The organism is uncultured Bacteroides sp. (assembly GCF_910585845.1).
Classification (GTDB): domain Bacteria; phylum Bacteroidota; class Bacteroidia; order Bacteroidales; family Bacteroidaceae; genus Bacteroides.
In genome coordinates this window covers 15,078-28,123 of sequence record NZ_CAJUHF010000046.1, presented here as the reverse complement: position 1 = coordinate 28,123, position 13,046 = coordinate 15,078, and the positions used below count along the sequence as shown (strand labels likewise).

At 45.1% G+C, this 13,046-nt stretch carries 8 protein-coding genes; 7 read left to right on the top strand and 1 reads right to left on the bottom strand.

Going from position 1 to position 13,046, the window contains the following annotated elements:
* Positions 1–615: 615 nt before the first annotated feature.
* The 7 genes from QZ323_RS11675 (at position 616) to QZ323_RS11645 (ending at position 11,642) form a co-directional block, all read left to right on the top strand.
* Entirely contained in the window at positions 616–3,774 is a 3,159-nt protein-coding gene (locus QZ323_RS11675; protein ID WP_294634868.1) for a TonB-dependent receptor, read from the top strand.
* A gap of 23 nt (positions 3,775–3,797) precedes the next feature.
* Positions 3,798–5,501 (top strand): RagB/SusD family nutrient uptake outer membrane protein, encoded by a 1,704-nt coding sequence (locus QZ323_RS11670; RefSeq protein WP_294634867.1) that lies wholly within the window; start codon positions 3,798–3,800, stop codon positions 5,499–5,501.
* Between the two features lie 37 nt (positions 5,502–5,538).
* Positions 5,539–6,510 (top strand): DUF5017 domain-containing protein, encoded by a 972-nt coding sequence (locus tag QZ323_RS11665; protein WP_294634866.1) that lies wholly within the window; start codon positions 5,539–5,541, stop codon positions 6,508–6,510.
* 212 nt (positions 6,511–6,722) lie between these two features.
* The gene (locus tag QZ323_RS11660; RefSeq protein WP_294634865.1) at positions 6,723–9,620 is read left to right on the top strand and encodes a chondroitinase family polysaccharide lyase; all 2,898 of its coding nucleotides are present in this window, start codon (positions 6,723–6,725) and stop codon (positions 9,618–9,620) included.
* A 114-nt stretch (positions 9,621–9,734) separates the two neighbouring features.
* Positions 9,735–9,917 carry a hypothetical protein gene (locus tag QZ323_RS11655; RefSeq protein WP_294634864.1) on the top strand — a complete coding sequence of 61 codons (183 nt, stop codon included), beginning with the start codon at positions 9,735–9,737 and terminating at the stop codon, positions 9,915–9,917.
* A gap of 21 nt (positions 9,918–9,938) precedes the next feature.
* Positions 9,939–10,316: a hypothetical protein gene (locus tag QZ323_RS11650; RefSeq protein WP_294634863.1), complete on the top strand. Its 378-nt coding sequence runs from the start codon at positions 9,939–9,941 to the stop codon at positions 10,314–10,316.
* A 384-nt stretch (positions 10,317–10,700) separates the two neighbouring features.
* The gene (locus QZ323_RS11645; RefSeq protein ID WP_294634872.1) at positions 10,701–11,642 is read left to right on the top strand and encodes a tRNA-dihydrouridine synthase family protein; all 942 of its coding nucleotides are present in this window, start codon (positions 10,701–10,703) and stop codon (positions 11,640–11,642) included.
* A 9-nt stretch (positions 11,643–11,651) separates the two neighbouring features.
* On the opposite strand, the gene QZ323_RS11640 is transcribed toward QZ323_RS11645, so the two are convergent.
* Positions 11,652–13,019 carry a sulfatase-like hydrolase/transferase gene (locus tag QZ323_RS11640; RefSeq protein ID WP_294634862.1) on the bottom strand — a complete coding sequence of 456 codons (1,368 nt, stop codon included), beginning with the start codon at positions 13,017–13,019 and terminating at the stop codon, positions 11,652–11,654.
* Between the last annotated feature and the right edge of the window lie 27 nt (positions 13,020–13,046).

Below are 13,046 nucleotides of genomic sequence, written 5' to 3'. Positions count from 1 at the left end.
TTATGCTAATTATCGTTAACCGTATTCAATTTTCTTATTATAGTTCATATTCTTTGCAACGATGGATGGTCCGGGCGAATTTGAAAATGGGACGCGTTCCTGGAATATGGTTATCCCACTAAAGTAAAGGCTCTCAAAAAAGAAATATAGAAGAGATTCAGTTTGTCACATTATTGACGTATTTGCCCAATATAGCAACCCGTTAGCGGAATTAAACAGATAAAAATTCTTCTCCAAACTTTAGCTTTAGCAGTGTATACGTGAACGTGAACTTTAGACGCTCCGAAACGGATACAGATTGACTCGTGAGACAGATGATTTTGTCTCACGAGACGGATAAAATCATCTCATGAGACGATTTTTTTCAGCCCACGAGACGATTTTATTCAGTTCACGAGACAAATTTAGCCGTCTCGCAAGACAAATGTCAAGAGAGGGAAATCAAGTAGAAAATCGTACAAAAGAGTTATTCTCAGCCAGAAATGTACGAATTCATACCAATTGTGAACTATTAGCGAAAGCCATCTTTTAACAATATCATACATTTGCACGGTGACTCACTCCTCGAAACGAGAGTAGCCAACCTTTTTTAATAACTAATTAATTTAATATTCTATGAAACAGAAAGTAACTTTAATGCTATTGGCTGCTTTTCTCTGCTTCGTATCCAACATGCAGGCACAGACAGGAAGCCAAATCACAGGTAAAGTTGTCGACTCAATGGGTGAACTTCCCGGTGTCAGCGTCGTTGTGAAAGGAACTACCAACGGTACAGTAACCGGACTGGATGGAGGCTTTACACTTAATAATGTAAAAACAAGCGACATCCTTCAATTCTCTTTTATCGGTTATAAGACTTTAGAGATGAAAGTCGGAAACCAAAAGATATTCAATGTCACTCTTCAGGAAGATGCGCAAGCCCTTGAAGAGGTTGTAATTACTGCCGGTTACGGAGACATCAAACGCAAAGACTTCACCGGTGCGGCTGGCAAAGCAGATATGGTACAAATGATGAAGACTCCTATCGCAAGTTTCGACCAAGCACTGGCCGGACGTATAGCCGGTGTGCAAGTTTCATCAAACGAAGGTATGCCTGGTTCTACATTCAATATCGTAGTACGTGGTAACAACTCATTGACCCAATCCAACTCACCTCTCTACGTAATCGACGGTTTCCCGGTTGAAGATGCCAGCGCCGCTTCCATCAACCCCGCAGATATAGAATCTTTGGATATCCTGAAAGACGCTTCCGCCACAGCCATTTATGGTGCACGTGGTGCCAACGGTGTAGTTATCATCACTACCAAGAAAGGTGTTGCCGGCAAAGCTACCGTTACTTATAATGGTAGCTTTACAGTGCAGAAGATCACTAATACCATCGACATGATGGACGCTTACGAATTTGTAAAGTTACAAAGCGAAGTACGTACTGCGGCAGAAATGGAAAATACATGGTTCAGCAATTATCCTTGGAAGGATGAGAATGGTGTGAAGCGTGACTTGGAATTTTATCGCAACCTGCCTGCCGATGTTCGTCAATACGACTGGCAGGATGAAATCTTCCGCACGGCTTTCTCGCACAACCATTACGCATCACTTACCGGTGGTAAGGAAGGGACACGCTACAGCACCTCACTGTCTTACATGAATCAGGAAGGTGTTATTGAAAATTCAGACTTTGAACGTTATCAAGGTCGCGTCAGCCTTGACCAGCGCATTAACGACAAGTTCAAAATCAACTTGAACGCCAACTACTCTCGCTCTATCACCAACGGTACTTCTCCGTCAAGCACAGTATCCAGTGCAACAAGCAGTTTGATGTATAGTGTTTGGGGATATCGTCCGGTCACTTACGATAACACCGATTTGGTAAATTCACTTTTCGACCCCGTCGTAGATAGCTCCAACGACTATCGTTTCAATCCTATCCTTAATCAACGCGAAGAATATCGTAAGCGCATTGAAGATCATCTTGTAGCCAACGCTTTTCTCGAATATACTATTCTGCCGGGTTTCAATGCCAAAGTTTCCGCAGGTTACCGACTGAAGAATGTGACCAACGAACAATTCAACAACTCAAAGACCCGTTACGGTAATCCCACCCGTTCCGAAGGTGTAAACGCATCTGTGGGTACAACGGAGACCCGCCTATGGCTGAACGAGAATACCTTGACATACATCAAGACTTTCAACAAGAAGCACAACGTCAATGCAGTAGCAGGTCTCACGTTCCAAGGAGACTATTCCAAATACTACTACATGCGTGTACAGCAGATCACCAACGAATCACTTGGTATGAGCGGTCTGGACGAAGGTACTCCGATGCGTGTTGAGTCTTCTTTGTCCGAATCAAAGTTGATGTCTTACTTGGCACGTATCAACTATAACTACGATAGCAAATATTACTTTACTGCTTCATTCCGTGCCGATGGTTCCTCTAAGTTCCCGTCAGCTAACCGTTGGGGTTACTTCCCTTCTGCATCTGTCGCATGGAACTTCAACCGCGAAGCATTCCTCGAAAAAGCATCAAGTTGGTTGAGCAATGGTAAGGTTCGTTTAAGCTGGGGTATGACCGGTAACAACCGTGTAGGCGACTTCGCTTCTTTGGCCAAACTTTATTCAAGCATTGAAACTGAATACCCATTCAACAACAGTTACTATTCAGGCTATGCCTTGAGTGCATTGGCAAACAAAAACTTGAAATGGGAAACGACCGACCAAATCAACTTAGGTATAGATTTAGGTTTCTTCAAAGACAGAGTCAACCTGACAGTCGATATCTACCATAAATTGACACGTGACTTGCTGCTGAACGCAGACCTTCCTTACACTACAGGATTTGCGACTGCCTACAAAAACATCGGTAAGATGCAAAACCGTGGTTTGGAAATCACCTTGGAAACCCAACCTATCCGGAAGAAAAACTTTACCTGGGATAGCAACTTCAATATTTCCTTTAACCGTGGTAAAATCAAAGAATTGAATGATGGACAGGAAACACTGCTCAGTACAGTATCATTCGATAATGGTTACCAAACTCCTTCTTACATCGCACAAGTAGGAAAGCCCGTAGGACTGATGTACGGATTCGTATATGACGGTACGTATAAATATGATGATTTTGATGTGACACCTGCCGGTACTTACACACTGAAACCTGGCGTTCCTAACAATGGTGGTGACCGTTCAGCCATCAAACCGGGTACAGCCAAGTACAAGGACATCAACGGTGACGGTGTGGTGAATGATGATGACCGTACCATTATCGGTCGTGGGCATCCTATCCATACAGGTGGTTTCACCAATAACTTCACTTATAAGAACTTCGACTTGTCTATCTTCTTCCAATGGAGCTATGGTAACGATATCATCAACGCCAACCGCTTAATCTTTGAGAACGGAGAACCTCGTAAAGATACTAACATGTTCGCATCGTATGCCGACCGCTGGACTCCCGAAAACCCGGAAAGCAATATTCCTGCCGTACGTGGTCAAGGACCGAAAGTATTCTCTTCACGCGTCATTGAAGATGGTTCTTACTTACGTCTGAAAACACTTTCATTCGGTTATAATGTTCCGGCCAATTTGTTGAAGAAATACGCGCTTTCCTCTGCCCGTATCTTTGTATCAGGTGAGAATTTGCTTACTTTCAGTTCTTACTCAGGATTCGACCCGGAAGTATCAGTTCGTAACTCTGCATTGACACCAGGATTCGACTACTCAGCCTATCCGCGTGCATATAACTTCTCTATAGGACTAAACATTGGTTTCTAATCACATAAAAACAGATCACTACAATGAAATTCAATAAAATTATAACAGCCCTTGCATTTAGCCTTGCTTTAGGCTCATGCGATTTCTTGGATACTGTACCTCAAGACTTTGTGGCTCCCGAAAATTTCTTTAAAAATGCAGACGAAGCATTCATGTCGTTGACCACCGTATACAATCGTCTCACACGCCAAGAAGTATATGGTAACGTTTATCCATTAATGGTTACAGGTACTGACGACTTAGGATATTATGACCGTAACACGCTTCCCGTTGGCATTTACAATAATAACTACTCAACCAGCGACCCGGACGTATTGAAACTTTGGAAGTTCCTGTATGAGGGTATCAGTAATGCAAACTTTTTCTTGGAGAATGTAGATAAGACTCCGGATATGGATGAAAGTGTCAAGACTATATACAAAGGTGAAGCAAAGTTCCTTCGTGCTTATTGTTACTTCCTGCTGGCACAATGCTGGGGAAATGTTCCTTATCGTACCAATACACAAAATACACCGACTGATGTCGATTTAGCCAACATGCCTCAAAAGGAAGTCCTCGAAAACGTAGTGGCTGAAATGGAAGAAGCAGAAGGCATGGTGGGTGAAATAGATGCAGTTCCTGCCGGCCGTGTCAGCAAATCTGCCGTAAGGGGTATCTTGGCACGTGTTTATCTGAAATTAGCCGGTTGGCCCATCAATGGCGGAAAACCAATGTATGAGAAAGCCAATTATTGGGCAAAGCAGGTAAACAAGGATAGCAAACATCAGTTGAATCCGGACTACAAACAGATATTTATCAATTACGCTTCAGACGTAGTAGACGATACTTATCGTGAATCCATTTGGGAAGCCGAGTTCAAAGGTAATCGTCAAGATGCACATCAAGGCTCAGGACGAATAGGAAATACAATAGGTATTTCAAACGGAGATAGTTCTTTAGGTTCCGATGGTTATTCTTACGGATTCATTTCTTGTACACTGAATCTTTGGGATTTGTATAATGACCTGGACGGTGACGGAATAGTTGATGAAGGATTCGAAGAAGGTAGCATGAACGAACGTGAACATCCGGATGTACGTCGTGACTGGAACATTGCCCCTTATCGTTTTGCTAAACAGAGCAACGGTAATTATGTGAAATTTGCTTGGGGTTACAAAGGCATGCCGAATGTGGATGTCAATGGTAAAGTAAACGAAAAGAATCCGACTATTGCAGCCACGCAATATGTTCAGCGCAATGCCGGTAAGTATCGCCGTGAATACGAGAAAGTTCTTCCGCGTGATAAGAACCAGACTCCCACCAACTATCCTCTTTTGCGCTATGCAGACGTATTGTTGATGATTGCAGAGAGTGAGAATGAAATAAACAACGGACCTACCCAAGCTGCTTGTGATGCCATCAATGCCGTACGTGAACGTAGCATCCCGAACGTGACCAAAATCACAACCAACATGAATTACGAGAATTTCAAGCAATTGGTGAAGGACGAACGTGGCCGCGAACTTTGCTTCGAAGGTTTACGCAAGTATGACCTGATTCGTTGGAATGACTATTTGGGTAACATGCGTTCTGTAGCTCAGAACACACAAGATTCACGTTGGGACAACGCCAAAAAATTCGCAGTAAGTTATGCCAACAATGCCACCGAACGTTATATGTGGTTACCCATTCCTAACCGTGAGTTGGGCTTGAACAAACTTTTGCAACAAAACGATGCTTGGAAATAATTCAGGCATGTAACTAACTTTAAAACAGTATTAAGTTATGAAAACAAATAAATATCTCTGCGTTTTGGCGACCCTTGCCATGTTCACGGCTTGCAATGACCTGGATCCCGAAGACGTAAACTTCAACGTAGTAGCAGACAAGACGGAAATCAAAGCAGGCGAAGAAGTAACTTTCCACTTTGACGGGAATCCCAACTTCATCACTTTCTTTTCAGGTGAAGATGGACATCAATATATTTATCGTGACCGCACAGAATTGGATGCAGCCGACATAGAATCTTCCACTTTGTCTTTCGAAGTACAGTCACAATATGGTAAACAGACGAATGCTTTCCATGTTTATTTATCTAAGGATTTCCCCGGACTGACAAAGAAAGATGCGGATGCCGACCGCAAGACTATTCAGGAGCATGCTTGGAATGATGTTACGGAAGTTTGTGGACTGGCCGGTGCCGATGGTAAGAAAGTCACCGTAAAAAACTTCGATTTAAGTGATTACCAAGCAGGATTGACCATCGCTTTCCGTTTTACAGGAACTACGGAAACAACTCCGCAACGTACTATAAATCTCAGGAACATTATCATCAGAAACACTCTGACCAATGGAAGCGTGACTGAAGTGACAGGTTCCACGATGGACTTTTCTTGCTTCGATATCAACCCCTCTAACAAAGATAACGATTGCTACAAGATGGTAACCACCGGAAGTGTCATCCAAGGAACATGGAGTTTGATTAACCAAAGCAAGAACCAGTTCCAGTTCCAAGGAGGAAACAATACTCATGCTACATGGGCAAATAATGACGACTGGTTGATTGCCAACTCTATCAAACTGAATGCCTGTACTCCCGATTCCGGAGAGAATATCAAAGATATCAACCGCCGTGTAAATAGTTACAGCTACATATTTACAAAACCCGGAACGTACACAGTAACATTCCTTGCAGGCAATGCCACAGTAGAAGGACGAAAAATTGCAACCAAAGAGATAAAAATTACTGTTAAATAGAGGAATACTATAACCCACAATATCTGACCTTAATCAAAATCTACAGCCGCTTTCCATATATTTTCCCTCCAATAAAAAATATATGAAAGCGGCTGTCTCATGTAATGAGTACGAATAATAGTAAAAAACGATACTCATGATAAATGAGTTACACTACAAACTTTCAAGAAGCATCTTCATAGAATTATAATAATCTTATTTTTTATGTTTTTATGATCAGAAAGAACTTTTTATTCACCTGTGCGCTGTTATGCAGCCAGATTTCCCCTGCCCAGTTCATAGGTTTCGAGAACGGCATTCCCGAACAATTCCAAACAAGCGGGAAAGGGAAGGCAGCGCTCTCTACCCAGTACTATAAGGAAGGCTCACATAGCCTCGAATGGAACTTCACGAACTCCGGCTCCATACTCAATATCGCCTTGGAAAAGCCTATCACATTAACCAAGCAAACAGAGAACTCGGCAGGCATCACCCTCTGGATTTATAACGAAAAGCCTCAACAAGACTCCGTTCGTTTTGAGTTCCTTTCTCCGCAAGGGACTGTATCTTATTGGTTCAGTTTCCGGTTGGCATCGGCCGGATGGCGCGCCTGCTGGATAGGTTTCCAGCACATGAAGGGTGATAAACTGAATAAAGAGATTACAAGCTACCGGTTAATAGCCCCCAACCGGAAAGGACGTGTCTTCTTGGATCGCCTGACCTTCCCCGTAAAAAAGATGAATGACCGCACTACCCCCGACCAACAAATGCCCTACAACAATTCACTCACTTATCGAGACCTGTGGCATTGGTGCCGTGTATGGCAATGGGAACAATATGAATACGACTTGCCTTTACCCAACTCTCTAAATCAGAAAGAAAAAGAAGAACTTCATACGATAGAACAACGCCTGACGGCTGCTGTGGATATAAAAAAAGCCCCTGCAGAAGCGGTTGCCAAAGCCTATAAAGTCTTCAATGAAACGAACATACGCAGGTCGGGAACAGGATTCACCGGTTCTCCCGTACTTGCCCCCGACGAACTAAACCGTAAAGCGGGAGAAATCTCCTGGAACGACGTGGAGACCATGCTTTCCGGATTTGCCTACGATGCTTATTACAACCAGTCCTCAACAGCACAGAAGAATTACTTCACCGTATGGGATTTTGCCATCAACCAAGGCTTTGCATACGGCAGCGGAATGGGAACCAACCACCACTATGGTTATCAGGTACGTAAAATCTACACCACAGCCTGGCTGATGCGCGATGCCATCTGGAAAGCTCCAAACCGCGATGATATCTTGTCAGCCCTTGTCTTTTGGTCGGCACTGCCGGAAACCCGCAAGCCTTGCCAGGAAGAGAGGGACGAACTACTGGACAGCTGGCATACTCTACTAATGGCGAAAACTGTATCCGCACTGCTCTTCACCAACGAATGCGAACGGGCACGTGCCCTGAAAGGACTTTCCCGCTGGGTATCTTCTTCCCTCCGGTATACTCCCGGCACCATAGGAGGCATCAAGATAGATGGCACCACGTTCCATCACGGAGGCTTCTATCCCGCCTATACTACCGGAGTCCTCGCCATGGTAGGACAGTTTATCGCATTTACCAGCCAAACAGAATATGAACTGACCGAGGAAGCCCGACAGATATTAAAGTCGGCCTTTATCTCCATGCGCAACTACTGTAACAAATATGAATGGGGCGTCGGTATCAGTGGAAGACACCCATTCAGAGGATCGATGAAAGAGGATGACATTGCCGCCTTCGCCTATCTCGCCTTATCGGGAGACTTGTCCGGCGAGGGGGATGGCTTCGACCACCACTTGGCTGCCGATTATCTGCGCCTCTGCCAGAAGGAGACACCGGAAGCACGCTACTTCAAGGAGCAAGGCATACGCCCTGCCGATGCGCCGCAAGGATTCTTTGTCTACAACTATGGTTCGGCAGGAATCTTCCGCCGTGCCGACTGGATGGTCACCCTTAAAGGATATACCACCGACGTATGGGGAGCTGAAATCTATACGAAAGACAACCGCTATGGACGCTACCAAAGTTATGGCTCGGTACAAATCATGGGGCAACCTTCGCGCCTTGCCAGCGGATACGACGAGAACGGCTGGGACTGGAACCGATTACCCGGAACCACAACAATCCACTTGCCGCTTGAATTGCTGGACAGCCCTCTGCCGGGCACTACAATGGCTCATTCGAAAGAAAATTTCTCCGGAAGCAGCTCACTGGAAGGGAAGAACGGAATGTTTGCCATGAAACTGATGGAGCGCAGCCTCAAGAACTTCACTCCGGACTTCGTCGCCCGCAAGTCCGTCTTCTGTTTCGACAACAGGCTGATCTGTTTAGGAACAGGAATCAGTAACAGCAACTCTGCATACCCCACAGAAACCACCCTCTTCCAAAGCGTCTTCCGAGAGGACAGTACAAGCATATTTGTAGATGGAAAGAAACAGAATGAAATATTCCACAGCCAACTGAATGACGGCAAAACGCATTGGCTGCAAGACGGATACAACAATCACTATTTTGCCAAGGGAGACGTAGAAGTACAAATAGCCCGGCAAGACTCCCGACATGAAAAGACACGGAAGGAAACATGCGGTACATTTTCATCTGCATGGATCAATCATGGGAAAGCGCCCCAGAACGCCGAATATGAATATATGGTACTGATACAACCCAATCCGGAAGAACTGGAACATGCTCGTCACAAGCAAACTTACCGGATAGAGCAGAAAGACCATACGGCACATATCGTCTTTGATGAAGCAACCGGCATTACAGCCTACGCCGTCTTCGAAGATTACACTTCGCCGACAGCCCCGTTGCTCCTACAGATTCCCGCAGAAACAATGGTCATGCAGAAAAAGACGAATGAAGAGCGAATCATATTCAGCGTATGTGACCCGAATCTCAACATTGCAGAGAAGAGTTTCACGACCAAAGAACCCAGCCGTCCCATCGAGAAACGATTGCTTATAAAAGGGAAATGGGAGACTGATAATCAGAATAAAAATATAACTTTATCCGCCAAGGGAGAAAATACACTGCTGACCGTCATCTGCCAGCACGGACAACCGGTGGAATTCACATTGAAACCAACACATTAACTGTAGCCCGTTGGCGGACAAAAAACAGGTTCATCCGACATTTCGAGTGATGCCGGATGAACCAAAAAACAGCGAAAATCCGTCCATTTCCGATAAAAATCCAGTGAAAATCCGGTGAAAAACGGTGAAAATCCATCAAAAAACAGCGGAAAACAAGCAGAAAACAAGCGAAAAATGGCAGAAAACGAACGAAAAATGACGAAAAACAAGCGATTTTTAATGAAAAACAAGCGTTTTTTGACGGAAAATGAACGGAAAATGACGGAAAACAAGCAGAAAACAGCGGAAAACAAGTGAGAAAAGCGTCACAGAAACAGATTGAACACACTGAAGAACAACCATTTGCAAATAACACATCTAAAACAAGCGACACAAAAACACCCCTATATAATAAATAAAGAAAAAGAGAAAGAAAAAAATATTTCTTCTACAGAAAAAGAAGAAGAAGAAGAAAAAGAAAAAACGGAAAAATGCCGTGAACGACCGACACGCCCCGCCACCTCAAAGAAGCTGCACAACCGACTACCGGAGTTCGAACGACACGTCATGCCCACGTCCGTCACCCCTATCGCCACGGGTAGTAGCCGGAAAGCCGCCGCATTTGCCGCCGCATCCCCTGGGGTTTGCCGGAACGTTGCCCCGCATTTATTCGGAAAACCCCAGGGGAATCGGACACAAAGCCCGGGCAATCAATAAATTGCCCAAAGGAGTTATCGGGAGTTATTCGGGAGTTATCTGCCGATACTCTTGTGAATTGAAATGAAAAACACACACGAAAACGGACAAAACCTGACATATCACGACAAAACCTGACGGAAACTGACAGAACCTGACAAAACCTGATTTCCCCAATTCCACATGTCGTATCTTTGCTCCAGCAAGCAAGGGAGAAAGGTAGCGGGGACCTGCTTTCCGAAGCCTGCACGGGAGGAACGCCGAACCGATTCCGACAACCAGACAAAAAATTACACGATTATGGCAAAAGCTTTAGCAATGCGCAACAGCACCGAAAGAAAATCAAAGGGCGAAAGGTTATTCCACCAAAATAACTACCTTTGCAAAAAATTGAACAGCACCGACATGCAGAATATTCTTCCCATCCATTTTGCCCCTTTACAGGGACACACAGATGCCATCTACCGACAGGCACACGCACGATTGTTCGGCGGTGTGGAAAGTTACTATACTCCCTTCGTCCGCATAGAGCATGGAGAGATCCGCCGAAAAGACCTGCGGGAGATCTCTCCGGAGAACAACCGGGGAGTGAACCTCATTCCCCAACTCATCGCACCGGACGCGGAGAAGATGGAACGGATAACCGCCCTGTTCATCGAGAGAGGATACCGGACGGTGAACATCAATCTGGGGTGTCCTTTTCCCGTCCTAGCCAAGCGGCATAACGGTTCGGGCATGTTGCCCTATCCTGAAGAAGTGCGCGACCTGCTGGTTACTGTCATCGAAAGGCATCCCAACGTGCAGTTTTCCGTCAAAATGCGATTGGGCTGGGAGAACCCCGAAGAGTGCCTGGCGCTACTCCCTTTGCTGAACGGACTTCCCCTGACACATATCGTCATGCATCCACGGTTGGGAAAGCAACAATACAAAGGGACGGTCGACCTGAAAGGCTTCGAGGCTTTCTACAATGAATGCCGTCATCCGCTGATTTACAACGGCGACCTGCTTACGGCAGCAGAGATACGCACCATCAGCGAACGATTTCCGCGTCTGGCAGGCGTCATGATAGGTCGAGGGCTGCTTGCCAATCCCGCACTGGCTCTGGAGTATCAACAGGGACACCCGCTCTCCGGGGAAGAGATGCGAGAGAAACTCCGGTTATTCCATGCCGATCTGTTCGCACAATACGGCAACCTCCTTGAAGGCGGCGACCAACAACTACTTATGAAGATGAAGACTTTCTGGGAATATCTGTTACCGGACGGCGACCGGAAAGCAAAAAAAGCCATCCATAAAGCCAACAAACTGGAGGCTTACCAGATGGCAGTCCGCAGTTTGTTGGGGTAATTATTGTCCTTATTCCGGACTTACATCAGGAATCGTATGTACATCTTCACGTATCTGCACAACATGATGCAGTTGCATCCAGCTGTGCAGATACTCACGATGCTGTTGCAAGATCTCTTTATATTTCTCCTCAATGGCAAGATTCCGCATTTCACCACGGTCTTTTTCCATATCAAAAAGTTGCTCACGATAACGGCCTTTATCGTACAACACATATTTATAACGAGAGGTACGCAAAGCCCAACCACGTGTGTTCCCACCTTTATCGAAAGTAGTTTCAGTCACAATGTAGTCTTGATGCTTCAATGCCGGGTCAGCCTTCTCTGCCAACGTTTTGAAGGAAACACCATACAGCCCTTCCGGAAGTTGGATACCTGCCCAATCGCAGACAGCTGCAAAGAAATCAACACCGTTATTCACCAGTTGCGGCATCTCTTTACCGGCATTTTTCTTTCCCGGCAAGGTAACAATCAGAGGAATGTTCACTACTTCTTCATATAAAGCCGATTTCTGGTTCCAATGGTGTGCCCCTACTCCATCACCATGATCACTGGTAAATATGACGACTGTATTCTTCCATAAATGCTGTTTGTCCACAACATCCAGTATCTTCCCGATTTCCGTATCCACCTTTTCAACCAGACGATAATAGAGACTCCGATAACGACGCCAATCATCCGGAGTATAATTACGGGTAGGATAAGCCGAATAATTCAAACTTTGCTCATAACTGATAACATCAGCATCATAGGGATTCTTAGCGAAGTTAAGAGGTAGTCCCGGCCATTTATCCTGCGGTAGCTCTTCCATATTTCCCCAAGGCAAATTCTGGCTACGTGCATATTCACAGATATTATGCGGATTATCAAACCCAACAACTAAGAAGAAAGGCTTGGCATGTTCTTGTTCTAAAAAACCGACACAAGCTTCTGCCAATCCAATATCACTATGCGGATGAATAGTAGTAAAACCAAACTCTTTATCCGGCATGGAGGCTGTATGTACATGCCATTTACCGGCATAGATACAGTCATAACCCACATTCTGCATCAGTGTTCCCAAAGTCCGGGTACGCAATGAGTCCGGTATCGGTGTACCGTTTCGGGCAAGTCCTACTTCATGCGAAGTATAGCCTGTGAACATAGCTGCCCTGGCAGGTCCACTCAGTGGTGTAGCACAATAGGCATTACGAAACAGAACACCTGACTGTGCCAGCCTATCCATATTCGGAGTATGCAAGTCATCATTTCCCATGCAACTCATCGCAGAGGCCGTCTGCTGATCGGTTACAATGTAGATGATATTGGGCAACTCTTTCGCCCCAACCAAGGAAGGAGCAAAAGCCGTTGCACACAACATTAAATTCTTTACTTTCATCACAGTTCTATTGTAAAGACTAAGTTC

Excerpts from the sequence above, each read along its gene's own strand:
- QZ323_RS11675 (WP_294634868.1), top strand. The coding sequence starts at position 616 with ATGAAACAGAAAGTAACTTTAATGCTATTGGCTGCTTTTCTCTGCTTC.
- QZ323_RS11670 (WP_294634867.1), top strand. The coding sequence starts at position 3,798 with ATGAAATTCAATAAAATTATAACAGCCCTTGCATTTAGCCTTGCTTTA.
- QZ323_RS11665 (WP_294634866.1), top strand. The coding sequence starts at position 5,539 with ATGAAAACAAATAAATATCTCTGCGTTTTGGCGACCCTTGCCATGTTC.
- QZ323_RS11660 (WP_294634865.1), top strand. The coding sequence starts at position 6,723 with ATGATCAGAAAGAACTTTTTATTCACCTGTGCGCTGTTATGCAGCCAG.
- QZ323_RS11645 (WP_294634872.1), top strand. The coding sequence starts at position 10,701 with ATGCAGAATATTCTTCCCATCCATTTTGCCCCTTTACAGGGACACACA.
- QZ323_RS11640 (WP_294634862.1), bottom strand. The coding sequence starts at position 13,019 with ATGAAAGTAAAGAATTTAATGTTGTGTGCAACGGCTTTTGCTCCTTCC.